Origin of the sequence: Cupriavidus sp. H19C3 (genome assembly GCF_049393815.1) — a bacterium.
Taxonomy (GTDB): domain Bacteria; phylum Pseudomonadota; class Gammaproteobacteria; order Burkholderiales; family Burkholderiaceae; genus Cupriavidus.
The window spans coordinates 1,879,728-1,903,542 of the sequence record NZ_CP184986.1; the positions used below are offsets into that span (position 1 = coordinate 1,879,728).

The 23,815-nt window shown below is 63.9% G+C and carries 17 protein-coding genes and 1 pseudogene; 13 read left to right on the plus strand and 5 right to left on the minus strand.

Going from position 1 to position 23,815, the window contains the following annotated elements:
* Positions 1–69: 69 nt before the first annotated feature.
* Genes DFLDMN_RS27895 through DFLDMN_RS27910 form a run of 4 tightly spaced genes read right to left on the minus strand, consistent with a single transcriptional unit; the run spans position 70 to position 4,520 of the window.
* A complete protein-coding gene (locus DFLDMN_RS27895) occupies positions 70–798 on the minus strand; it encodes an SRPBCC family protein (RefSeq protein WP_423198982.1) in 729 nt (242 codons plus the stop codon).
* Positions 788–1,315 (minus strand): (2Fe-2S)-binding protein, encoded by a 528-nt coding sequence (locus DFLDMN_RS27900; protein ID WP_423198983.1) that lies wholly within the window; start codon positions 1,313–1,315, stop codon positions 788–790. The genes DFLDMN_RS27895 and DFLDMN_RS27900 overlap by 11 nt, the downstream gene beginning before the upstream one ends.
* Positions 1,312–2,130, minus strand: a complete 819-nt coding sequence (locus DFLDMN_RS27905; RefSeq protein ID WP_423198984.1) for an FAD binding domain-containing protein — start codon at positions 2,128–2,130, stop codon at positions 1,312–1,314. The genes DFLDMN_RS27900 and DFLDMN_RS27905 overlap by 4 nt, the downstream gene beginning before the upstream one ends.
* Entirely contained in the window at positions 2,127–4,520 is a 2,394-nt protein-coding gene (locus DFLDMN_RS27910) for a xanthine dehydrogenase family protein molybdopterin-binding subunit (protein WP_423198985.1), read from the minus strand. Before DFLDMN_RS27910 ends, DFLDMN_RS27905 begins: the two co-directional genes overlap by 4 nt.
* Before the next feature lie 364 nt (positions 4,521–4,884).
* Here DFLDMN_RS27910 and DFLDMN_RS27915 point away from each other — a divergent pair, with 364 nt between their 5' ends.
* Positions 4,885–5,394: a MarR family winged helix-turn-helix transcriptional regulator gene (locus tag DFLDMN_RS27915; RefSeq protein ID WP_423198986.1), complete on the plus strand. Its 510-nt coding sequence runs from the start codon at positions 4,885–4,887 to the stop codon at positions 5,392–5,394.
* Between the two features lie 25 nt (positions 5,395–5,419).
* Here the strand turns inward: DFLDMN_RS27915 and DFLDMN_RS27920 are convergent, their stop codons facing one another.
* Complete coding sequence (locus tag DFLDMN_RS27920; protein ID WP_423200596.1) at positions 5,420–7,003, minus strand: sigma 54-interacting transcriptional regulator; 1,584 nt, start codon at positions 7,001–7,003, stop codon at positions 5,420–5,422.
* A 342-nt stretch (positions 7,004–7,345) separates the two neighbouring features.
* On the opposite strand from DFLDMN_RS27920, the gene DFLDMN_RS27925 reads away from it, so the two are divergent.
* From DFLDMN_RS27925 to DFLDMN_RS27980, 12 genes and pseudogenes are all read left to right on the plus strand, one after another.
* A complete protein-coding gene (locus DFLDMN_RS27925; protein WP_423198987.1) occupies positions 7,346–7,894 on the plus strand; it encodes an OsmC family protein in 549 nt (182 codons plus the stop codon).
* Between the two features lie 37 nt (positions 7,895–7,931).
* Positions 7,932–9,071 (plus strand): acyl-CoA dehydrogenase family protein, encoded by a 1,140-nt coding sequence (locus tag DFLDMN_RS27930; RefSeq protein WP_423198988.1) that lies wholly within the window; start codon positions 7,932–7,934, stop codon positions 9,069–9,071.
* Positions 9,068–10,456: an FAD-dependent oxidoreductase gene (locus DFLDMN_RS27935; RefSeq protein ID WP_423198989.1), complete on the plus strand. Its 1,389-nt coding sequence runs from the start codon at positions 9,068–9,070 to the stop codon at positions 10,454–10,456. Before DFLDMN_RS27930 ends, DFLDMN_RS27935 begins: the two co-directional genes overlap by 4 nt.
* A 61-nt stretch (positions 10,457–10,517) precedes the next feature.
* Positions 10,518–11,933 carry a CmpA/NrtA family ABC transporter substrate-binding protein gene (locus tag DFLDMN_RS27940; protein ID WP_423198990.1) on the plus strand — a complete coding sequence of 472 codons (1,416 nt, stop codon included), beginning with the start codon at positions 10,518–10,520 and terminating at the stop codon, positions 11,931–11,933.
* A gap of 15 nt (positions 11,934–11,948) precedes the next feature.
* A complete protein-coding gene (gene ntrB / locus DFLDMN_RS27945; protein WP_423198991.1) occupies positions 11,949–12,842 on the plus strand; it encodes a nitrate ABC transporter permease in 894 nt (297 codons plus the stop codon).
* Between the two features lie 7 nt (positions 12,843–12,849).
* Positions 12,850–13,788: an ABC transporter ATP-binding protein gene (locus DFLDMN_RS27950; protein ID WP_423198992.1), complete on the plus strand. Its 939-nt coding sequence runs from the start codon at positions 12,850–12,852 to the stop codon at positions 13,786–13,788.
* A 64-nt stretch (positions 13,789–13,852) separates the two neighbouring features.
* The gene (gene cynS / locus DFLDMN_RS27955) at positions 13,853–14,302 is read left to right on the plus strand and encodes a cyanase (protein WP_423198993.1); all 450 of its coding nucleotides are present in this window, start codon (positions 13,853–13,855) and stop codon (positions 14,300–14,302) included.
* Between the two features lie 161 nt (positions 14,303–14,463).
* On the plus strand, positions 14,464–15,087 hold the full coding sequence (locus DFLDMN_RS27960) for a class I SAM-dependent methyltransferase (RefSeq protein ID WP_423198994.1): 624 nt from the start codon (positions 14,464–14,466) through the stop codon (positions 15,085–15,087).
* A gap of 245 nt (positions 15,088–15,332) precedes the next feature.
* Positions 15,333–16,373, plus strand: coding sequence for an IS21 family transposase (istA, locus tag DFLDMN_RS27965; protein WP_423198995.1), 1,041 nt, complete (start codon positions 15,333–15,335; stop codon positions 16,371–16,373).
* Between the two features lie 100 nt (positions 16,374–16,473).
* Positions 16,474–17,196 (plus strand): annotated as a pseudogene (istB, locus tag DFLDMN_RS27970) (IS21-like element helper ATPase IstB); the annotation flags it as partial.
* A 502-nt stretch (positions 17,197–17,698) separates the two neighbouring features.
* Entirely contained in the window at positions 17,699–21,511 is a 3,813-nt protein-coding gene (locus DFLDMN_RS27975; RefSeq protein WP_423198996.1) for an NACHT domain-containing protein, read from the plus strand.
* 58 nt (positions 21,512–21,569) lie between these two features.
* Positions 21,570–23,813: an AAA family ATPase gene (locus DFLDMN_RS27980; RefSeq protein WP_423198997.1), complete on the plus strand. Its 2,244-nt coding sequence runs from the start codon at positions 21,570–21,572 to the stop codon at positions 23,811–23,813.
* Positions 23,814–23,815 lie beyond the last annotated feature (2 nt).

A 23,815-nucleotide genomic window follows, 5' to 3' on the forward strand; every position in this document is an offset into this window, starting at 1 on the left:
ATCTCCTTTATGGGTATGAGGCAGGTCGGAAGGATGGGAACAACGGGATCGAGACAACAGCGACGGGTTTCAGGAAGTCTTGCGGCGGCTGGCCCACCAGTGGCGCAGCCAGGCCTTGAACACGCTCCACAGGTCGATCGCGGCAGCGGGCGGCGGATTGGCTGGCGTGCGTGCCGGCGGTGGCGACGCGGCGCTCATCGACGGCACGGCCACCGGCGCCACGGCGGCGACTGCCGCCACCGTGGCCGACGCGGCATCGCTGGCCCCGCTGGCTGCGCCCGGAGCGGCGGCCTTGGTGCCCTCGGCCACGGCGTGCGCGCCGTGCTCCTGCTGCGTGTGCGCCAGCGCGCCCTGCAGGTTGGCCGCGAATTCGCGCGTCAGTTGCTCCGCCAGCGCGCGCACGATGCCTTCGCGGCTGAATTGCGCGAGCGCGCCGGTGATCGTGTAGTCCACCGCAACGGTGACGCAGGTGCCGCCGGCCGCCGCATCCGGCGCCAGTGCAAAGCGCGCCACGCCTTTGACGCGGCTCTGGGTCTTGCCGTCCACCGCGCTGCCGCTGAAGGTGCCGGCCTGCGCGGCGGCGTCACGCTCCAGCGCGCCTTGTCCCTTGAACGCAGCGGCAATGGGGCCGAGCTTGACCTGGAACAGCAGCGGCACATCGTGCGGCGGCACGTCCGCATCGGGCGCTGCATGGATCGACGCGCCGGGCAGGCAGTTCACCAGCAAGCGGACATCCTCGAAGGCGCGCCAGACCTGCTGGGGCGGGGTGGCAAGCGTGAAGCGTTGTTCAATTTCCATGCGTGGTCTCCGTGGCCTGGCGGCGTTGTTTCAGCACGCGTTCCACCGCGCGCACGATGCCCAGGTAGCCCGTGCAACGGCACAGATTGCCGGCCAGTTCCTCGCGAATGCGGTCCGCGTCGGCCCCGGGCAGGCGCATCACGATGTCGCGCGCGGTCATCAGCATGCCGGGGGTGCAATAGCCGCACTGCAGCGCGTGTTCTTCCGTAAAGGCCTGGCGCAGTTGCGCCATGACCGGGTCGGTATCGAAGGCTTCGAGCGTGCGCACCGCCTTGTCGCGAAAGCGAACCGCGGATTGCAGGCAGGAGCGCTGCGGCGCGCCGTCCACCTCCACCGTGCAGGCACCGCATACGCCGTGCTCGCAGCCGATATGCGTGGCCGTCAGCCCGCAGTGATCGCGCAACGCATCGGCAAGGTGGGTACGGTCCTCGACCGTGATCTCGTACTGGCGGCCATTCACGTCGAGCGTGAGGCGTGCCTCCTGCACGACCGGGAACGGAAGTTGGGGGGCATTCATCGGGATTCCTCCATGTCGGCGACGACCAGGCGCAGCATTTCATTGAGCAGCGCCATGCGCGCACCATCGAGTGCGATGCCGTTGGCATCCAGCCAGGCTTGCCGCGCCACGTCCGTGCGCAGCGAGGCGAGCAACCCGGCGCCATCGAACACGCGCGGGGCACCGTCGAGCGCGCCCAGCACCACGCGCTCGATGCCCAGCACGGGATCGCGCAGTGCGCACGCGAGCGCCTGGGCAAACTCGCCCGTCTTGCGGCAGAACTTGCGATAGGACCAGCACGCACTTGCCGACAGTACCGGCACGCGGATGGCGGTCAGCAGCTCGCCGTCGTCCAGTTGCGTCTCGAACGCGCCGCGCATGAAGTCGCGCGCAGGCACCATGCGGCTGCGGTCCGGTCCATCGATGTGCAGCGACGCGCCGAGCAGCGGCATGGTGCTGACCCAGTCGGCCGCCGGATCGGCGTGACAGAGGCTGCCGCCTATCGTGCCGCGGTTGCGCACGGCACGATAGGCAATGCCACGCGCGACATGCGGCATCAGCCCACGGGTCGGATCGGGGACCTTGCCGTCCTCGACGCTCGCATGGGTGACCATCGCGCCAAAGGCGATGGCGTCCGGCTGCACCGCAACCTCGCGCAGCGTCGCAATACCATCCAGGTCGACCAGTTGCTCGGGCTGCGCCAGGCGCAGGTTCAGCATGGCGCCCAGCGACTGACCGCCCGCGATGGGCTTGCTGCCCCAGCCACCTGCACGCAAGGCCGTATTGGCCTGCGCCACCGTGGTGGCAGCCTGCAATCGATATGCCACGGCTTTCATGCGTGCGCTCCGTTGCGGGCCGCGGCGAGCGCGGCCAGTACGCGTTCCGGACTGGCCGGGCATGCGGTGAGCTCCGCGCCAAGCGCGTACAGCGCATCGTTGATCGCATTGACGATGGCCGCGGGCGGCGCGATGGCACCGCCCTCCCCGAGACCCTTCTGCCCGTACTTGCTGTGCGGACTCGGCGTTTCCATATGCAGCAGCGTGAGCGGCGGCATCTCGCCGGCGCCGGGTAGCAGATAGTCGGCCATGGTGGAAGCCAGCGGCTGGCCCTCGGCATCGAACGGCATCTCTTCGTAAAGCGCGGTGCCGATGCCCTGCGCCAGGCCGCCGATGATCTGGCCGTCGACGATCAGCGGATTCAGCAGTACACCGCCGTCCTCGCAGATCGCATAGTCGAGCAGCGTCACGCGGCCCGTCGCGGTGTCGACCTCGACCGCGCAGGCGTGACTCGCGTAGCTGAACGTTCCGGTGTCCGGTTGCGTCTTGTAGCCGGTGACGACCTCCAGGCCGGCGGGGTCGACTGTACCGACCGGAATTCTCTGCGGCGCGCGATACCACGCATGGGCAATCTCCGCTAGGGTCAGGCCCGCGAACGCGGCGTTACCCGTACGGGCCACCCGACCATTGGCGAGATGCAGCTCGCTTGCCGGCACCTCGAGCAGGGCCGCGCCGATGGCCAGCACGCGCTGCGCAAGCAGGTCGCATGCCGCCCCCACCGCGCCGCCGGCCATGACCGCGCAGCGCGAACCCCAGGTGCCGGTGGAATACGGCGATGCGCCTGTATCGCCGTGCAGCACGCGTACGCGGGCGAGATCGATGCCCAGCACCGAATGGGCCACCTGCGCCATCGAGGTTTCCATGCCCTGCCCGTGCGAATGCACGCCCAGGCGCAGTTCCAGCACACCGTCCGGCGTCAGGCGCGCCGCGCATTGCTCGAAGCCCGGCACCATCGGAATGCCCCAGCCGTGATAGACCGACGTGCCATGCGCGCCCTGCTCGCAATAGACCGACAGGCCCAGTCCGATACGGCGCGTGCCGCCCGCCGCGTGCCGCGTGCGCTGGCGCGCGCGCCAGGCGCTCCAGTCCAGCGCCGCCACCGCACGGTGCATGCTCTCGGCGTAGTCGCCCGAGTCGAACAGCTTGCCGGTGATATTGACGAACGGCATGGCGCTCGCCGGTACCAGGCTGCGCGCGCGCAGATCGTACGGTTCCATGCCGAGGTCGCGTGCCGCCGCATCCATCATCAGTTCGAGCGCAAAGCACACGCCGGTGCGGGCCACGCCGCGATACGGCAGGATGCCGGGCTTGTTGGTGGCGACCGAACGCGTATGGCACGCGTAGTAATCCATCGTGTACGGACCGGGCAGGATCGAGGCCACCTGCGCGCCCTCCAGGCAGGCGCTGAACGGATAAAGCGAATAGGCGCCCGAGTCGACCATCGCCTCGCACTCGATACCCACCAGACGGCCATCGGGCGCCACCTCGACGGCAATATCGTAGGCATGTTCGCGGCAGTTGGCGTTGGCGCTCATCTGCTCGCGTCGGTCTTCCAGCCAGCGCACCGGGCGATTCAGATGGCGCGCCAGCCAGGCGCAGCAGATCTCTTCCGGCAGCAGGATGCCCTTGTAGCCGAAGCCGCCGCCGACGTCGGGCGAGATCACGCGGATCTGGCCTTCGTCGAGCCCGAGGCATTCCGCCAGGCCGGTACGGTTGACGTGCGGCACCTGCGCGGCCGAATACATCACGAGCTGGTCGAGCCGATGGTCCCACCAGCACAGCACGGCGCGGCCTTCCATGGGCATCATGCACTGGCGCGCGGTGCGCAGGCGGCGCTGATAACGACGCGTTGCGCCGGCGGCGGGACGCGTGCCCTTCTCCACGCGCGTCTCGACATATACGTTGTCGCTCCAGTCGTCGTGCACGCGCGCAGGCTGCGCAAGCGCGCTCTCCATGCTGGCCAGCACCGGCAACTCGTCGTAGTCGACTTCCACCTGCGCCGCGATATCCTCGGCACGGGCCCGGGTCGGCGCGATGCAGGCCGCCACCACTTCTCCGACATGGCGCACCTTGTCGTGGGCCAGTGGGTACTGAAACGAACGCTTGAAGCCGGGCAGGCCCGAGGCCGCCAGGATCGGCTTGACGCCGACGAGGTCCTCCATCGTGAAGACCAGCGCGTCGAGTCCGTCGGGCTTGCGGATGCCGGCAATACGCGCATGGGCGACGGGGCTGCGCACGAACGCGACCTCCAGCGTGTCCGGCATGCGGATATCGCCGACAAACTGACCGCGACCCAGCAGCAGGCGCTGGTCTTCCTTGCGTGGCACCCGCTCGCCGATGCCCTGGGCATGGGCGGGCGCGAGCGATTCCCGGGTAGGCGGAGCGTTCATGAGGGGGCGACTGGTTATGATGGCTTCCCATAAAGCAACGCGCGTGCCACACCGACGCGGCCACCACTGAAAACATCACGCAAGCCTTTGATTGCGTGACAAAAATCATCCGTGAAAATTAAGGGCTATACCCCTTAATTGACAGAAGCGAGCCGTCCCCGCGCACCAGTGTGAAGACGCGGCATGCACCGTAAAGTGGAACCGGCCGGGCGTATCCTCAAAAATGGGGCATACCCCGTTATTAAGCGACGGCAGAAGCCGGCAATCCCGATATCGCGCGCCTGCAACGGGCCCGGTCGCATCGGATCAATACGTGGCATACTCCGCAAATCCACACGTACGCCTGCCGGTCAGGCCCGTTGTCATGATCCGTGAAGACAGCCTCCCCCTGCTGGAGGCCGAGCTCAATACCATCCAGAAACGGTCGGTGCTGTATGCGCGTCCGGGCTTCCTGATCCGCCGCCTGCACCAGATTCACAGTGGCCTGTTTCTCGAAGAGACCAGCGAATTCAATATCACGCCGGTGCAGTACAGCCTGCTGTCCGCCTTGCTCGAGCAGGGGGAACTGGATCAGATCTCGCTGGCGATGGAAATCGGCCTCGAACGCACCACCGTTGCGGAAGTGCTGCCGCGGCTGGAAGCACGCGGCCTGCTGGAGCGGCGGCAATCGCCGCTCGATGGCCGCGTGAAACTCGTGCGCATTGCGCGCAAGGGCCGGGCGCTGGTGCAGCGCATGCAGGACGCCGTCAAGCGCGCGCACGATCGCACCATCGAAGCGCTCGCCCCGGCCGAGCGCCAGTTGTTCATGCTGATGATGATCCGGCTGGTCGAGTCGAGCGACGTGCCCGGCGTGGCGCCCCTACGCCATCGGTAGGTCATCGGCACGCCATCGCCAGGCATCAGCCCGCCAACCCCAGCTTGCCCAACCGATACACGAACTGCCGCACCGTCAGCCCGAGCTGCTGCGCCGCGCGCGACTTGTTGCCGCCGCAGGCGGCCAGCGCCTGTTGCAACTGCTCGGCCGAATGCGAATGCGCGGGCGCATAAGGACGCACCAGGGTCGGGGCAAAGGCCGCTGGATCGGTGGGTAATGCCTGACGCGCCGGCTGGTTGCCGGGCGCCATCGGCGTCGTTGGCGCAGCCGCCGCCGGCAGCGGTGTGGCCGGCATGCCGTCCGCCCGCACCGGCCCATCCGCACGCGGCAGCATGCGCTCGACTTCCGCCTCGTCCACGATCGCATGGTCCGCCAGCAGCACCAGCCGCTCGATCAGGTTCGAGAGTTCGCGGATATTTCCCGGCCAGTCATGATTCTGCAGCCGGTTGATCGCAGCCTGCGTCAGGTTGACGTTGCGCTGATGGGTCTGGTTGATATGGTTGAGAAAGTGCAGCACCAGCGCCGGAATGTCCTCGCGGCGATCGGCCAGCGAGGGTAGCCGGATCGGAATCACGTTAAGGCGATAGTAGAGATCCTGCCGGAACGCACCGCGCGTCGCCTCGTGTTCGAGATCGCGATTGGTCGCCGCCACCAGCCGCACATCGATCGCGATCTCGCGTTTGCCGCCCAGTCGCGTGATGGTGCCCTCCTGCAACGTGCGCAGCAACTTGCTCTGCATCGATAGCGGCAACTCGCCGATCTCGTCCAGGAAGATCGTGCCGGTATTGGCCTGCTCGAACCAGCCCGCGCGCGCGGCGTTGGCGCCGGTGAACGCACCACGCTCGTAGCCGAACAGTTCGGACTCGAACAGCGTCTCGGGAATTGCCGCGCAGTTGATCTTGATGAACGGCCGCTCGCGACGTGGACTGGCCAGATGCAGCGCACGCGCAAACAGCTCCTTGCCAGTGCCCGATGCGCCCATCAGCAGCACGCTGGCGGTGGCGTCCGATACGCGCTCGAGCTCCGAGATGGCCTGCAGCACGGACGGTGCGGTGCCGACGATGCCATAGCGCGCGGCCTCGGTCTGCAGCGCGCGCGACAGCATCTCGTTACGCTGCTCCAGCACCTTGGTGCGCGCACGCAGGGTCGCCTGCAGCTGCAGAAGCTGACCGACCAGCGTGGCCAGGATGCGCAGGATCGTCAGGTCATCGCTGAGCGCGCGGTTGCGTATGCGGATGCGATGGCACGCCAGCACGCCCACGGTCTTCTGCCCGATCTTGATCGGCATCGCGATAAACGACACCATGCCCTCCGGCAGATGGCTGCGCTGCACCGCGCGAAACAGGAAGCGCGGCTCCTGGTCGATATCCTGCACGATCGTCAGTTGTCCCGCCGCCAGCACGCGCCCGGTGATGCCCTCGCCGACCTTGTACACGCCCATCGCCGCTTCCTTGCGCGTCAGCCCGTACGAAAAACGGATGCTGGCGGTATCGGTCTCCTCGTCGAGCAGCACCACGCGGCCACGGTTGAGGCCAAGCAGCTCGGACATCAGATGCAGCATCTCGCGCATCGGGACATCCGGCGCCAGGCTGCGCCCCACCAGGGCCATCACCTGCTCCAGCAACAGCATCTCCTGCTGGCGCCAATAGCCGTACCCGAGCTCTGGCTCGGCCTCGGTAGTCACTGGCTGTTCCTTCACCACCCGCTCCTTTTCGATCGACACGCCGAGTATCGCGTTCGCCCGACAATTTGTCGACATTGTCGACAAATTGTCTGAATGCATGGCGCCGACGGGGCCCCCGCAAAACGGCATAAATCCATTTCAAATCAATGATCTGCGAACTTTTTTTGCGCGTGGCACGGCGCTTGCGATATGAGCCACGTCGGTCAGCGTATTTGCCGACCGCACAGGCGAGTCGCCTGTCCTGAACCCTACATACCGGAGCACACCTTGACTACCGCAACCACCGAGACCGTCACCACCTACCTGCGCCCGATCGATCGCGAGGGCCTGCTCAAGTTCGCCGCCTCCGGCCGCGACAATCCCGAGCGCCGTGGCATCAACAAGGTCCATACCGTGATGAAGGGACAGTTCCGCTCGTGGAGCTTTACCGGCGACCACAACCCCGTGGTGGTCGACGAGCCGCTGCACCTGTTCGGCGAGAACACGGTGCCGGCGCCGGGCGAGATCGCGCTGTCGGCCCTCGGCGGCTGCCTGTGCGTCGGCATCACGGCGGTGGCGACGTATCGCGAGGTCCGCCTGTCGCGGCTGGAGGTCTTCCTCGAAGCCGATATCGGCAACAGCGCCGCCTGGGGTGCGGGCGGCGCGCCGCGCCAGCCGTCGGACATGGGCTTCCAGGCCATCCGCGTCAAGGTGCTGATCGAAGGCGACGCCACGCGCGAGCAGCTCGACGACATCGTCCAGCACGCCAACTACCACTCGCCCGTGGCCAACACCATGCGCAATCCGGTGGCGTTCTCGATCGGCCTGGCCGAGTAAGCACGTACGACCACGCGTCCGAACCCGGAGAACAGCCATGACTACCGTAGCAGCCAGCCCATCGACATTCGCGGCATCGTGGACCGATGCCATGGTGATGGAGCGGGTCACGTCGATCGCCGACGGCCCGCTCGCCGAGGCGGCCTATCGCATCGACCACGAGGGGCACTACCCGAAGGAGATCATGGCCGGACTCGGCGCCGCCGGCGCATTTGCCGCGCACCTGTCCGCGCATGGCGGCCGCTACGGCCTTGCGCTCGGCGCGATGCGCGCCATCAGCCGGCGTTGCGGGTCCACCGGCTTCCTCGCGTGGTGTCATGACGTATGCGGGCTCTACATGGAGGCGTCGGACAATCCCGCGCTGCAGCCGCTGCTGGCCACGCATGCGCTCGGGCAGACCCTGGGCGGCACCGCATTGTCCAATCCGATGAAGGCATTCGCCGGCATCGAGAAGATGCTGTTGCGCGCTACCCGCGTGGCGGGCGGCTATCGCGTCAGCGGCGCGCTGCCGTGGGTCAGCCACATCGGACCGGGCCAGTACTGCGGCGCCATCGCCACCGTGTATCGCGATGATGGCACGCCGTCGCACGACATCATGTTCATCCTCCATTGCACGGATGCCGTCACGCTGCGCCAGTGCCCGGAGTTCTCGGGCATGGAGGGCACCAGCACGTGGGGAGTGCGCGTGGACAACCTGTTTGTCGGCGAGGACCTGCTGATCGCCGACCCGGCGCAACCGTTTATCGCGCGCATCCGGGGCGCATTCATCCTGCTGCAGATCGGCATGTGCACCGGCATCGTGCAAGGCAGTATCGACGCGATGCACGAAGTCGAGCCGCTGCTCGGCCACGTCAATCGCTTCCTGAGCGACCGCCCCGACGAGATCCAGGGCGAACTCGACGAGCTCGAGCAGCGCGTGGCGCGTCTGGCGGCCGATCCGTTCGACGGCAGCAAGGACTATATGCTCGACGTGCTCGACGCCCGTGCGCAGGGCGCGGAGCTGGCGCTGCGGGCCACGCAGTCGGCGCTGCTGCACCAGGGCGCGCGCGGCTACCTGGTCACCTCCGGCGCGCAACGGCGCATTCGCGAGGCGCATTTCGCCGCGATCGTCACGCCGGCGATCAAGCACCTGCGCTGGGAGATGGCGCGCCTGTCGCGCGAGGAGGTGCCGGCATGAGCGCGCTATCCCGGCCGTGGCGGCAGTTCATCTGCCGCGCCTGCGGCTTGATCTACGACGAAGAGAAGGGCGACGCCGATAGCGGGCTCGCCCCGGGCACGCGCTTCGAGGACATTCCCGACGACTGGGTGTGTCCGCTGTGCGGCGTGGTCAAGGCCGACTTCGAACCCTATGTCGCGGTGATGGTGCCGGCCGCTGCGAGCCCGCAGCCGTCCGTGTCATCGCCCATGCCCGCCTCGCAGCGCTCCGGCATCGTCGTGGTGGGCGCGGGAATTGCGGGCTGGAGCGCGGTGGAGGCCATCCGGCGCCTCGACGCCGAGGTGCCCATCACGATGGTGACGTCGTGCGCCGGCGATCGCTATCACAAGCCGGAGCTGTCCATCGCACTCAGCCGCGGCACGTCGCCCGCCGCGCTGGTGCGCGAAGCGGCGGCCGATGCCGCGCGCCGGCTCGGCGTGCGGCTGCTCACCGATACCTTCGCGGTCGGCCTGTCGCCCGCGAGTCATCGGTTGCGCACCACGCGCGGCACGCTGCCCTACACGCGCCTCGTGATGGCGATGGGCGCGCGCCCGGCCATGCCGCCGGCGCTGCCGCGCGCGCTGTGCTGGCGCGTGAACGACCTGGCAGGATGGACCGGCCTGCAGGCGCGACTTGGCGGGGGAAGCCGCCGCGTCGCGATCGTCGGCGCAGGCATGATCGGCTGCGAACTCGCCGAAGACTTCGCCCGCGCCGGCCATACGGTCACCCTGCTCGACGTACAGCCGTTGCCGCTGGCCGGCCTGCTGCCGCAAGCGGCCGCGCTCCGCCTTGGTGCAGGCCTGGCCGCCAGCGGCGTGACCTTCGCCGGCGCGCGCGTGGTGGCCGGCGTAGCGCGCAATGCCGACGGCAGCAAGCGGCTGGCCATGGAAGACGGCTCGCTGCTCGATGTGGACGAGGTGGTGGTGGCCACGGGCCTCGTTACCGACGACCGCGTGGCACGTGGCGCGGGACTTGCTTTCGACAAGGGCATCGTGGTCGACCCGCATACGCTCGCAACCAGTGCGCGCGACGTGTATGCGCTCGGCGATTGCATCAGCCTGGCCGGCGCTCCCTGCCGCTTTATCGAACCGATTGCCCGCCAGGCCGCGGTCATCGCGCAGGCCGTCACTGGCTGCGGGGAGGACCGTGGAGAGGGTCGCGAGGAGAGCCGGTATGAGCATCGCCAGCCCGTGGTCCGGCTCAAGACGCGCACCGTGCCGATCGTCATGCATGGCACGCCGGTGCGCGATGGTGAGTGGCGCGTGATCGACGACACGGCCGAGTGGCTTCACATGGAGCAGTGGCGCGGCGGCAAGGCCGTGGCGACGCTGCAGGCGGGTACCGCCAGACAGGCCATCGCAGCCTGAGCATCCCGGCATTCCAGCGCCGACAGCACAACGCCCTCCCAAACGATACAAGGTGCCCGATATGAAGGATCAGACCCAGAACGCCGATCACAGCCTGTACCGCCCCTACGATGCCGACGCCTCGCTTACCGGCTGCCAGTGCGGCCAGCATGGTTCTCAGGCCGAGCACGACCGCGCGGCCGGTGCGGCCAGACTGGCGCGCGCCAGCGACGCGGAAGCGCTGTCCAACGATTTTGTGGAAGCCGCTGCGGTGCGCGCGCTGTTTCCCGAGGACGCCACGCGCCGGCGCCTGCTGCGCGCGGTCGGCGCGAGTGCCGTGATGGCGGCCGTCGGTTCGTTGCTGCCCATGGAAGACCTGCGCGCGGCGGCGCTCGAGAAAGGCGGCTCGCTCGAGAAGAAGTCGCTCAAGGTCGGCTTTATTCCCATCAACTGCGCCACGCCGCTGATCATGGCGTCGCCGATGGGAATGTACGAGGCGCAGGGCCTCGACGTGACGCTGGTCAAGACCGCGGGCTGGGCACTCGTGCGCGACCAGATGCTGAACCGCGAACTCGACGCCTCGCACTTTCTCGCGCCGATGCCGCTCGCGATCTCGATGGGCCTGGGCTCGTCCGCGCAGCCGATGCGCGTGGCCACGATTCAGAACATCAACGGCCAGGCGATCACGCTCGCGCTCAAGCATAAGGACAATCGCGACCCGCGCAACTGGAAGGGCTTCAAGTTCGCCATCCCGTTCGAATACTCGATGCACAACTTCCTGCTGCGCTATTACCTCGCGGAGCACGGGATCGATCCCGACCGCGATGTGCAGCTGCGCGTGACGCCGCCGGCCGAGATGATCGCCAACCTGCGCGCCGGCAATATCGACGGCTTTCTCGGGCCCGACCCGTTCAACCAGCGCGCCGTATACGACCAGATCGGCTTTATCCATATCCTGTCGAAGGACATCTGGAATGGCCACCCATGCTGCGCGTTCGGTACCTCGCAGGCCTTTATCGAGCAGAATCCCAATACGTTTGCCGCGCTCTATCGCGCGGTGCTCAACGCCGCCGCCATGGCACGCAAGCAGGAGAACCGCGCCGACATCGCCAAGGCGATCGCGCCGGCCAACTACCTGAACCAGCCGGAGACCGTGATCCTGCAGGCGCTGAGCGGCCGCTTTGCCGACGGTCTCGGCAAGGTCCGCAACGAGCCCGACCGCGCCGACTTCGACCCCATGCCGTGGTACTCGATGGCGACCTGGATGCTCACGCAGATGAAGCGCTGGGGCTATATCAAGGGCGACGTCAACTACCAGCAGATCGCGCAGCAGGTGTTCCTGCTGACCGATGCGCAGAAGCAGATGGCCGCACTCGGCATGACGGAGGGCACCAGTGCCGGCAAGAACGGCAACCGCCCGATCACGGTCATGGGCAAGGTGTACGACGCCAGCGCGCCGCAACGCTATGTCGACGGCTTTGCCATCAAGCGCGCCTGAGGCTGGGAGACGCTCATGACCACGCAAATGAAGCTCCGCGCCGCGCTGCTGTCGCTGCTGATGCTGTTGCTGCTGCTCGGCATCTGGCAGGTGTCCACGCAGCCGCGCGGGACCCCCGCCCAGGCCAACCAGGGCAGCGCCGATGCCGACGCGGCGGAGTATGCCGCGCTGATGGGACAACCCGCACCCGCCGCCGGTGGCAGTGGCGGCGCTGGCGAAAAGCGCGCCACCGGTTTTCCGAGTCCCGCGCAGTTTGCTTCGGTGGCGCTGGGACATCTCAAGAGCCCGTTCTACGATCGCGGCCCCAACGACAAGGGTGTCGGCATCCAGCTCGGGCACTCGCTCGTGCGGGTCGCGCTCGGCTACCTGCTGGCGATGGTGGTGGCGATTCCGCTCGGGTTCGTGATCGGCATGTCGCCGCTGCTCTATCGCGCGATCGATCCGTTCGTGCAGGTACTCAAGCCAATCTCGCCGCTCGCGTGGATGCCGATCGCGCTGTACACGATTCAGGATTCCACCGTGTCCGGCATCTTCGTGATCTTTATCTGCTCGATCTGGCCGATGCTGATCAACACCGCATTCGGTGTGGCGGGCGTGCGCAAGGACTGGCTCAACGTGGCGCGCACGCTGGAAGTGTCACCGCTGCGCAAGGCCTTTCGCGTGGTGTTGCCGGCGGCCGCGCCCACCATCATCACCGGCATGCGCATCTCGATGGGCATCGCCTGGCTGGTGATCGTGGCGGCGGAGATGCTGATCGGCGGCAGCGGCATCGGGTACTTCCTGTGGAACGAATGGAACAACCTGTCGCTGTCCAATGTGATCTTCGCGGTGCTGGTCATCGGCGTGGTGGGAATGGTGCTGGACATGCTGTTCGCCAGGCTTCAACTGAAGGTGAGTTATGCGGAATAAACGCGCGATGTCGATCTCCGAATCCCTGTCCGAACGGACTGCCGAGGGCACGGCGCGGCCGTTCCTGTCCGTACAGTCGCTGAGCAAGCGCTATCGCCCCGACCTGCCGCCGGTGTTCGAGAATGTCGGCTTCGAGATCGAGCGCGGTGAGTTTGTCTGCGTGATCGGGCATTCCGGCTGCGGCAAGAGCACGATCCTCAATGTGCTGGCGGGGCTGGAAGAGGCCAGCGGCGGCTACGTGATCATGGACGGACGCGAAGTGTCGGGCCCGAGCCTCGACCGCGGCGTGGTGTTCCAGGGGCACGCGTTGCTGCCGTGGCTCACGGTCGAGCAGAACATTGCCTTCGCGGTGCGCTCGCGGCATCCCGACTGGTCGCGCCGGCAGGTTGCCGAGCATGGTGCGCGCTTTATCGAGATGGTCGGCCTGAGTGCCGCCGCGACGAAAAAGCCGTCGGAACTGTCGGGCGGCATGAAGCAGCGCGTCGGCATCGCGCGCGCGTTCTCGGTGGAGCCCAAGATGCTGCTGATGGACGAGCCGTTCGGCGCGCTCGACGCGCTGACGCGTGGCGTGATCCAGGACGAGCTGCTGAAGATCTGCGCGGCCACCCATCAGACCGTGTTCATGATCACGCATGACGTGGACGAGGCCATCCTGCTCGCCGACAAGATCTTCCTGATGAGCAACGGACCCAAGGCGCGTATCGCCGAGGTGGTGGTCAACACGCTGCCACGCGCACGCACGCGCGAAACGATTCATCACGATCCGCAGTTCTACCGCATCCGCAACCATCTCGTCGATTTTCTCGTGCGACGTTCCAGGACCATCCAGCAACGCGTGGGCGATGTCGCCGAACTGCCGGTGACCCGCATCGTCCGGCCCGGGCTCGACGAGGAGACCGATGGCACGCCGCCAGCCGGCGCCAACGGCATCAGCGCCGTGGCCTAGCCGCGCCCCTCGCATCGCTGCACAGTTATTTATTGTTCTTGACCACAACCTGCCAGGAGGCAACATGATTTCCAGCCGTGAAGAAGTGACCCAGATGATCGTTTCCGCAAAGGTCCGCAAGGGCATCAAGTGGGCGGACGTGGCCGAGGCCGTCGGCATGTCGAAGGAATGGACGACCGCGGGCTGCCTCGGCCAGATGACGTTCGACAAGCAGCAGGCCGAAGCCGTCGGCAAGATCTTCGAACTGTCCGACGAGGCCGTGGCCTGGCTCCAGGTGGTGCCGTACAAGGGTTCGCTGCCCACCGCCGTGCCGACCGACCCGCTCATCTATCGCTGGTACGAACTGGTCAACGTGTACGGCACCACCATCAAGGAACTGATTCACGAAGAGTTCGGCGACGGCATCATGAGCGCGATCGACTTCTCGATGGATATCCAGCGCACGCACGACCCCAAGGGCGATCGGGTGAACGTGGTGCTGTCCGGCAAGTTCCTGCCATACAAGACGTATTAAGCGCTGCCGCCGAGATCGGGCCGGCGTCTGTCGCGCGCGGCGCGGTCCGGCGCCGTGCGCTGCGACGCGCGCCGGCGCATACTGAGGCATGTCACCCGCGAATGCCTTCGGCCGTGCCGGCCGGCGCCCGGTGAACGCCTTTGCATGAGAGAACGACAGAAATGCAGACCAAAGCTCACTGGGAGCATGTCTACGGCACCAGGTCCGCCGCGAGTGTCAGCTGGTTCCAGCCGCACGCGCACCGCTCGGTCGAGCTGATCCGGCTTACCGGCGCGGGGCAAGACGGCGCCATCATCGATGTCGGGGGCGGGGCCTCGACACTGGTGGACGATCTGCTGGCGGCCGGCCATACCGATCTGACGGTGCTCGACCTGTCCCGGGCGGCGCTGGACGTTGCGCGTGCACGCCTGGGGGCGCAAGCGGATCGCGTGACATGGCTGGCGGACGATATCACCACGGCGGCGTTGCCGCGCCATCGCTACGACGTCTGGCACGACCGCGCGGTGTTCCATTTCCTGACCAGCGACGAGGCGCGCGCCGCCTATGTGCGCGCGGTGCTGCGCGCCGTCAGGCCCGGCGGCAGCGTGATCGTCGCAACCTTTGCCGAGGACGGCCCGGAACAGTGCAGCGGCCTGCCGGTACGGCGCTACAGCGCGGATGCATTGCACGCGGAGTTCGGCACGCCTTTCACATTATTGCGACACGAGCGAGAGGCGCACGCCACACCGTTTGGCACCGTCCAGCAGTTTGTCTACTGCCTGTGCCGCAAGGACGCCGCGGACTGATCGCTGCGGACTGGTCAGCGCTACGCGGAGGCCGGCAGGGCAAGAAAGTGGTTCTACGCCGATTTGCGGGGGGATTGTGGGTCGCAGAACGACCCTTGTCAGTCATTTGTCCCATCAGGTCGCATCGACCGTAGAGGCGCCCGAAACAGACGTTCAGCGCCGGGTGTGGGTGGCGGACGTAAATTGCATGGTATTGGCGGACGAATTTTGCACGGTCGTGCAAGGTGGTGGCTTCACGAGAGAGTGTGGAGCTGGCCATGTACGGGAGGGAACAACGCGTGCTATTGCGTCACTACCTGGAGCAAGGCCTGCCCAAGGCTGAGATCGCCCGGCAACTGGGCGTGAGCCTTCGCACGCTTTACTACTGGATTGATTCAGGCCAACTACACCGAGGCCGGGACCAAGCGCCGGTGCGCTACGGTCCTCGGCCGGTGGTGCCGCGCAAGCTCGATCGGTTCAGCGGCATCATCACAGCGAGGCTGGCGGAGTATCCAAGGCTGAGTGCTACGCGCTTGTTCGAGGAGATCCGCGCGGCCGGGTATGAGGGCGGCTATACGCAGGTCAAGGAGTTCGTACGCAAGGCTCGCCCGGGCGCAGTGCCGGAGCCGGTCGTGCGCTTCGAGACTCCCGCGGGCCGCCAGGCTCAGGTCGACTTCGCCGAGTTTCGTTTGCCGTGGGGCAAGCGATACGCCTTGCTCGTAGTGTTGAGCTACTCGAGACGTCTTTGGCTGCAGTTCTATCCACGTCAGAGCATGGGGGTTCTGATGCGTGGCTTGGAGCAAGCATTCGCCTTTTTTGGCGGTGTGCCCGTCGAGTTGTTATTCGATCAGATGAAGGCCGTGGTGGTCGAAGACCAACGCCCCAAGGGCGGGAAGGTACTCGAGAACGCGGAGTTCGCGCGCTTCGCCGCACACTGGGGTTTCCGCATCCGGGCCTGTCGTCCGTACCGCGCTCAAACTAAGGGGAAGGTGGAACGACCGATTGGCTATGTTCGACAGAGCTTTTTTTACGGCCGATCCTTCCTCAATGATGCCGATCTGAACGCGCAAGCAATATCGTGGGTTACCCAGAAGGCCAATAGACGCATTCATCGGACCACAGGCGAGGCGCCGGACGTTCGATTCCTGCGAGGCGAGCTTGCCACGCTGCAGCCTTTGGCGCGAACAGCGTATCGCGGTGTTGTCACGACACCCGATACGAGGCAGACCAAGTTGCCGCTGTCTTTGCCGCAGGTAGAACGTCGCCCGCTGAGCGTCTATCGCAATCTGACGGGAGGCTTTCGATGAACAATGCACGCTCCCCTCGGGACTCGATTCGGAGCATGCTGGCAGACCTCAAGATGCCGGGAGCGCTGGAAGCGACGGATCAGATTCTCAGCGAAGTCGATGGTGCCAGCTCACCGCCTCCGAAGCTATCCAACGTCTGCTCGGCGCTCAGATCATGCTACGCAACAATCGCCGGCTTCAGGCGGCAATGCGTTCTTCCCGCCTGCCTGCAATAAAGACGCTGGAGGGCTTCGATTTCGCCTTCCAACCCTCTATTAAGCGCGAGCAGATTGAGAGCCTGCATGAGCTTGGTTTCGTAGAGCGCAAGGAGAACGTCATCCTCCTTGGTCCTCCAGGGGTGGGCAAAAGCCATCTCGCGATCAGCCTTGCCATCGCCGCCGCGCAGCGCGGTCGTCGCGTGTACTACGGCACGCTGATCGATCTGATCGGGTCTCTCGAAGAAGCTCAGGCCGGTGGTCAGCTAATGCGCCGACTCGCAGTGCTTTCTCACCCGGCGGTTCTGGTTGTCGACGAGATCGGCTACTTGCCTATCACTCACTCGGGTGCCATGCTCTTCTTCCAGCTCATGAATCGGCGTTACGAGCGAGCATCGACGATACTGACGTCAAACAAGGGATTTGAGGAATGGGGCTCTGTGTTCGGCGACGAAGTCATGGCAGCGGGTCTCATCGATCGAGTCCTCCATCACTGCCATCTGGTGAACATCCGCGGCAACAGTTATCGCATGCGTGAACATGCCGAGCATCTTCGCGCTTTGCGCGACGACCTGTTAGATCCACCAGATTCAAATCGGCGCTCCCGGCGAACGAGAGCTATCACGTGACAGACCCCGACCATGCAATTTTCGACCGCCGCATCCATGCAACATTCGATTGGCGTTGACACCGGGCGACTATATCGCTCCGAAGCGTGGCAATCGTCGTTCACCCTTGATCTTTCCATCGATCGTTTCGTTGACGTCCGGTGGCGAATGGCGCCGTTGATCGAATAGATGTCGCTATAAACAGGCTTAGGTAGTCGCGCTTACGGTCAATCAAACGGCCGCCGGGGATGGTGCCGGCTCTGTGCACTATGGCGCCCACTGCGGCGCGAAACAATCTTCCCGCGGTATACGACGCAGACGCAATTAGGTGGGTAATGCGTCATAATCGGGTTCCGCGAGGCCTCCAATAATCATGCGATTGCCTCCGGCAATGGCTCGATCTCTTGCCGCGGTCGTTGCCGTTACCGCGAGACGTGTTGGGGTTGGCTCAGCAAGGGCTTGCACCATGCGGTGTTCGTTATCAGCGAAAATAGCTTAAAACTCTCCTTTCTGGATCTCTTTCATGCAGACAGTGCCGCTTCGACGTGGATTCGTGGCTGTCCCGGAGGCCTACCAGCGGGATGACCATCCGCTGGACGAGGTGTGGCCAGGCGCCAATGGTGCGCACCGAAAATCTTGGGACGATCTACTAAATGAGTCGCGTGTTGTCATCCTGGCAGAGGCAGGGTCGGGAAAGACGTTCGAACTGGCGGCGACTGCGAAGCGGCTCGTTAATCAAGGTCGATACGCCTTCTTTATCCGGATTGAGGATATCACCGAGGCTTTTGCTGCGGCTTTCGAGATCGGCACCGCAGAGCGATTTCGGGAATGGCTCGATGGATCGGAACAGGCCTGGTTCTTTCTGGATTCCGTCGATGAAGTGAGGCTCGCCGAGCCTCGGGCTTTCGAGAACGCTATCCGTACGTTCGCCGGGCAAATTCGAGGCGCGCGTCAGCGCGCGCGTATCTACCTTTCGAGCCGCCCGTATGCTTGGAGGGCGGTGAGTGATCGGGCTTTGATCGAAGAGGTATTGCCCTCCTCGGTCGAGAAATGGGTGCTGGATGAGAGCGGGTCGCCGGACGACCTTGCGTCAGACGAAGTGGCTGCGGAGCGTGCGCTACGCGTCGTTCCGAATCTCGTTGTCGATGACGAACCCGTGCTTCATCTCTACATGCTCGCCCCGCTGAGCGACGCGGATATCAGCGTGTTTGCGGATCACAACGGCATTGACAATGCAAGCGAGTTCTTAGCGGCCGTGGAGCGTGGCCGTTTGTTCGGGATCGCGCGCTTGCCGTTTGACCTTTATGATCTGATTGCCGTATGGCGCGAGCATCGTTCATTCGGTTCCCGCCTAAATATTCTGCAGATGGGAATTGACCGCCGTTTGAATCAGGGTGTCGAGGCGGCCTCAGTCGAAAGTGCACGGGCCGGTGCCGAATTGCTGGCGATCGCCACGGTGCTGACGGGGCAGCCGAACATTTCTCTCGTAGCGGCTACTGGCTCGAACGCAATCGACGCACGGATGTTGTTGAAGGATTGGCCGGAGTCGAGAATTGCAGAGCTGCTGCGATGCGGGTTGTTTGCCGAGCCGATTTACGGGGTCGTCCGCTTTCGTCATCGGGAGGTGCGGGAGCTCTTGGCTGCGTGCTGGATTGCATCAAAGATGCGGCGAGAGGGGGCACGCGCTCACCTCGAGGGCTTGATGATTAGGCGGCAGTATGCTGAGGAAATTCTTCCACCTCGACTGCGTTCCGTTCTCTCTTGGATGGTTCTTTTCGATGAACCAATCTGTCGCAAAGTTCTCCGCACGTATCCCGAGGTCGCGTTGGAGGGTGGCGATGCGGCAAGCCTGCCGCTCAGCGAGCGACGGACGTTACTCGAGACCTTGATGCGGAATGTCGCTGATTCGGAGGGGTCACTCCGGGGTCTGGACAATGCCGAAGTTTCCAGGATTGCGCATGTCGATTTGTCCGATGTGGTCGCCACGCAAATAGAGTCATATTTTCACAACGATAATGCAATCTTTGTCCTGGCGCGAATCGTTTGGCAGGGACAGATGCATGCATGTGTAGCGCCTCTCGCTAGTATTGCGACAGATCCTTCCCGGGGCATCTACGCCCGGCTTGTCTCGATCCGTGCGGTGGGCAGTGTGGGTACGCCCGCACAATTCTTCGAGCTATGGCGGCAAATTAATGCTAGGCCTCCCGTCCCGCGCCGACATTTTGCGGAGATCGTCGACAACGCGCCGGCATGTGCGGACGCAGTGGACCTGGCACTGGCCTCGTTATCGAGACTCGAGGAGTACAACGAGAATGAAGTTACCGGATTAAGTCGGGCATTTGAGAGCTTTATCGACCGATTACCAATTCTGCCGGATCCGATGGCGCGGCAACCGCTCATGAGCCTCGTCGAAGGACTGCGACGACTTTGGACTGCAACGGCGGGCGCGGTCGGTGATGGGCGCCATATGCCAAAGGCGCATCGTTGGTTGGTTCGACTCGCGCTACTCAGTGTCGAGCGTCTTATCGAGGCACGATCGCCGACAGCACTGTCCGACGTATCGTTAGCGGTGCTCGCAGAAGCACCGACCGTGTCGTTCTGGGATCGCCAAGGCCATCGGGATCGCCAGATGAAAGTGCAGGAACTTGTTCCGCGTTGGATCGAACTCAATGATGCGCTTTACTGGTGGACAGTGACGGAGCGCCGTCGGGCATTCGCCCAGGAGGGCAAAAATCTAACCGACGATTGGCAATGTAGTTGGATGGGGCACTACTGGGCGTTCGATCTGACGGACTTTCCGCGACTCCTGGGGTGGGTTCGTACCCGGGCATTTTTAGAGGATCGGCAGGTCGCACTTTCGCGCGCGGTACGCACTTACAACGAAAACACTAGACCTAAGGCTTGGTTGGTTGAACTGCGCGCTGCGGTCGCAGGTGAAGCCCAATTGGAAGCGTCGTTGGCGACCTTACTTAACCCGACCGTGCCGGCTGATGTCGCTCGACATCAGAGAAGCACTCGTGATTTCGAGCGCAGGCAGAAACGCCGAACTGCTAAGGAAGCGGCGGATAGAGCAGCCTTCGTTGCCCAGCTTGTCTCCAACCCGGCGCTTGTCTTTCCCGTGGATGAACAGGAAAGAGAGTTCAACGGCGCCCAGTACCACCTGCTGCGCATACTGGAGGAAGGCAATACCGGTGACCGAGGACGCGGCAGAAGCGATTGGAAAAGGCTAATCCCTGAGTTCGGGACTGCAGTAGCCAGGGCCTACAGGAATGCAGCGATCCAATTCTGGCGCCAATACCGACCAAGCTTGAGATCGGAAGGCGCAGACCGCAGCAGTGTTCCGTATGCATTGTTGTTCGCGATGGCGGGTCTGGAGATCGAGCTCGGCGAACGGGGGGCAGAGGCCCTGACTGAAGCTGACGCCATGCTTGCGGTTCGCTACACGCCCTGGGAGCTGAACGGATTTCCTGCGTGGTTCGAACAGTTCTTTAAGGTTTGGCCATCGATCTCTAGGCTCAGTATTTGGAATGAGATGGCCTGGGAGCTTCAGAACAGTCAGCCGGGCGTGCCCATGCACTACATGTTGCACGACGTTGTCTACTACGCGCCGTGGCTGCATGCAGAGCTCAGCGCTTTGATGTATGAATGGCTGTGCCACAATCATCCGTCAAGTGATGAGTGTATGCGCTATTGCCGCGCCATTTTGATGGCCGGAGACATATCGTCGGAGCAAGTAGCGGCGCTAGCCGCGAGCAAGATCGCAGACGCTGAGACGCCAGAAAGCCAACTGCCCACTTGGTTTGCGATGCGGATTGATGCGGATCCTGCCCTCGCAATGGCGGAACTCCATCGATGCTACGAGGCTGGAAATATTGGGGACGCTGTCAAGTTCACATGCCTCCTGAGTGTTGCCCTGATGGGCGGCCGCAGGGAAGGGAGCCCAATGTTTGGAAAATTCAAGACTCCCACATATCTGAGTGCGCTTTACACGACGACGCATCGCTTCGTTCGGGTGGCCGAAGATATCGATCACGCCGGCAAGGGGGTCTATTCCCCGACGCTGCGAGATGACGCTCAGGACGCACGCGAGCAGATGTTTGCGTTGCTCATGGGAATTCCGGGTGAATTGGCGTGGCGAGCTATTGTCGAGCTTTCGACCACCCATCCCGTGCCGTCCTACAGAGCTCACATGCGCAAGCGTGCCTACGAAAAGGCGGTGCAAGATGGTGACGTTCCTGCTTGGCACGATGCGGACGTAGTTGTGCTTGCACGTCGCTTGGACAGGCTTCCGATTGTTGCCGGGACAACCAAAGGGGAGCAGGATGCAGCCAATTAGCCGCCCCAGTATGCCGCCTGACGTACTGCGATCGGAGGAGGCGCACCGGTCCCGGAAAATGATGCGAAATTACTGGGCGCATCAACCGGAACGCCGCGCCCAGACTAGTGTGCCATCCGTTGGAATAAGCTCCTCCAACGATCGTTTGCTCCAGGCTGTGGTGCAATTCAGTGGGCATCGGTGCGCGTTCTGTGAAGGCAAGGACGATTTGTTTGTCCATCGGTTCCGGCCCGCGGCAAATGCGCTGCCGTTGCCCCACGTGAGTGAGGCACATCTCTACTACGTCTGGCTCGCCGATGCGTGGCAGAATTTACTGCCCATCTGTGGCGGCTGTAAGCCGCACGAGGCGCAGTTTCCTGTCGACGGCACGCGGGCCGCGTTGCCTACCTTGGCTCAGGTCGAGGCTTATGTGTCGGAAGGTAACGGAATATGGCCAAACTATCCCCCGAAAGAAAGGCCACTCTTGCTGGATCCATGCGAGGAGCGCTACTTCGAAAGGCATTTCAGTCCCAGAGTAGATGGCGAGTTGCTGGGTACGTCTCGCAAAGGCCAGACCACCGTGATGGTGTTCAATCTGAATCGTGCATCGCTTCGTCATCGACGCTATCAAGCCTATCAGTCGCGCCTCGATGCCTTAACAGAATTGTTCGAAGTAAGGAGCCGAGACAGCGCAAGTTGGGAGGCGCTCTTTGACTTCACATCGTTGGAGTTCGGAGGCACCTGGTATCTGCTATTGCGGCGCATTGCACGGTGGATTAATCAGGCTGAAGGTCACAACCGGCAAGTATCGCGCGAGCAGATTCGAGCATTTTTCATGCGTCTGATGGAAAAGGACGATGCGGGAAACATGCTGGCATGGGCGCTCGGGGCGGCGTCAAGCTATGACAACGAGCCGCCCGTGCAGCGATGGAGTACGGCGGCCAACGGATTCAGAACGGCACAAGCGTCCGTGGCGGGGGTGAAGTTGACCAACTTCAAGTCGATTGAGCGCCTTGAATTGAAGTTACCAGAGCCTGCGTCATCGGCGAACGACAATCCACCACCAGTTCCCTCCCTCGTCATTCTCGGGGAGAACGCCACGGGGAAAAGTTCCATCCTGGAGGCCATCGCGCTTACCCTTGCACCAATCGCTGCGCGTCATGCGCTGCGTCTATCTTGGCCGAGCATGGTGCTCGATCCTTTGCAGCTTGGCTCTGATAATCCGTCGCGCGATCAACGGGAATGTACTGTGGAATTAACGTTGACAGATGGAAGCTCCGTGCGGCTGGCAATCGAGCGAGGGGTTGCGACGGTTGACAGCGCACTGGTGGATCAACGCTTGCCTGTGTTCAGCTATGGGGCATTTCGCAGATTCGCGAAAGGTGTCCATAGGGCGGGGCCTCACGTGCATGTTCGCAACCTGTTTGATGGCAGTACGCTCTCGAATCCAGAGCCGTGGCTGAGATCGCTTAGGCAAGAACACTTTGACATGGTCATCCGGACACTTCGCGACCTGCTGTCGATAGATGGGGAGTTTGACGTCATTCAACGGGATTCTGGTGACGGATCGTTGCGGATGATCACGTCGGTTGTCGAGCCAGACGGACAGACCCGTTACAGTCGCACGCCACTGGACGCGGTTTCATCTGGCTATCGATCCATGCTTGCCATGCTGTGCGACATCCTGAAGGGTCTGCTAGATCCACGCGTTTATGCCGATTTCGAGGGATTCCATCTGGCACGGGGCGTCATTCTCGTCGATGAGATCGAAGCCCACCTGCATCCTCGGTGGAAGCTGCAGGTCATGTCCAGCTTGCGCGCAGCCTTGCCTCGGATGACCTTTATCGTGACGACTCATGATCCGTTGTGTCTGCGCGGGATGGGTGACGGCGAGGTGGTCGTACTTCAACGGCTTTCAGCTATGGAGAGTGTGAGACGTAGCGAACTGCCGATCCTTGTTGAACGTCTTGATGGACTTCCACATGTGCAGGACCTACGTATCGAGCAGTTGCTGACTTCGGATTTCTTTCAGTTGCGCTCGACCGATGACGCGGTCACAGACCGACATTTGGCCAGGATCGCCGATCTGATAGCTGCAAAAGCCCGTGGGGAAATGATTTCTGCGGAGGAAGCAGCCGTTTTGGAGGCTTTTGAAGCCGACATTGTGAGCGCGCTACCTGTCGGTTCAACGGAGGTGCACAGGATTGTGCAAGAGGCGGTTGCCAAGTTCCTGCAGAGTCGTCGGGACGTCAGCCGCAGGACCTTGGAGCGGCTGCGCGACGAGGCGAAGGCCGAGATCCTAGCTGCGCTTGAGTCATTGTAATC

Bases quoted from the DNA above. Each gene is read 5' to 3' on its own strand.
- DFLDMN_RS27950 (WP_423198992.1), top strand. From the start codon at position 12,850: ATGTCGATCTCCGAATCCCTGTCCGAACGGACTGCCGAGGGCACGGCG.
- DFLDMN_RS27920 (WP_423200596.1), bottom strand. From the start codon at position 7,003: ATGGCCCTGGTGGGGCGCAGCCTGGCGCCGGATGTCCCGATGCGCGAG.
- DFLDMN_RS27940 (WP_423198990.1), top strand. From the start codon at position 10,518: ATGAAGGATCAGACCCAGAACGCCGATCACAGCCTGTACCGCCCCTAC.
- DFLDMN_RS27960 (WP_423198994.1), top strand. From the start codon at position 14,464: ATGCAGACCAAAGCTCACTGGGAGCATGTCTACGGCACCAGGTCCGCC.
- DFLDMN_RS27900 (WP_423198983.1), bottom strand. From the start codon at position 1,315: ATGAATGCCCCCCAACTTCCGTTCCCGGTCGTGCAGGAGGCACGCCTC.
- DFLDMN_RS27915 (WP_423198986.1), top strand. From the start codon at position 4,885: ATGATCCGTGAAGACAGCCTCCCCCTGCTGGAGGCCGAGCTCAATACC.
- DFLDMN_RS27930 (WP_423198988.1), top strand. From the start codon at position 7,932: ATGACTACCGTAGCAGCCAGCCCATCGACATTCGCGGCATCGTGGACC.
- DFLDMN_RS27910 (WP_423198985.1), bottom strand. From the start codon at position 4,520: ATGAACGCTCCGCCTACCCGGGAATCGCTCGCGCCCGCCCATGCCCAG.
- DFLDMN_RS27905 (WP_423198984.1), bottom strand. From the start codon at position 2,130: ATGAAAGCCGTGGCATATCGATTGCAGGCTGCCACCACGGTGGCGCAG.
- cynS (WP_423198993.1), top strand. From the start codon at position 13,853: ATGATTTCCAGCCGTGAAGAAGTGACCCAGATGATCGTTTCCGCAAAG.
- DFLDMN_RS27975 (WP_423198996.1), top strand. From the start codon at position 17,699: ATGCAGACAGTGCCGCTTCGACGTGGATTCGTGGCTGTCCCGGAGGCC.
- DFLDMN_RS27980 (WP_423198997.1), top strand. From the start codon at position 21,570: ATGATGCGAAATTACTGGGCGCATCAACCGGAACGCCGCGCCCAGACT.
- DFLDMN_RS27935 (WP_423198989.1), top strand. From the start codon at position 9,068: ATGAGCGCGCTATCCCGGCCGTGGCGGCAGTTCATCTGCCGCGCCTGC.
- ntrB (WP_423198991.1), top strand. From the start codon at position 11,949: ATGACCACGCAAATGAAGCTCCGCGCCGCGCTGCTGTCGCTGCTGATG.
- DFLDMN_RS27895 (WP_423198982.1), bottom strand. From the start codon at position 798: ATGGAAATTGAACAACGCTTCACGCTTGCCACCCCGCCCCAGCAGGTC.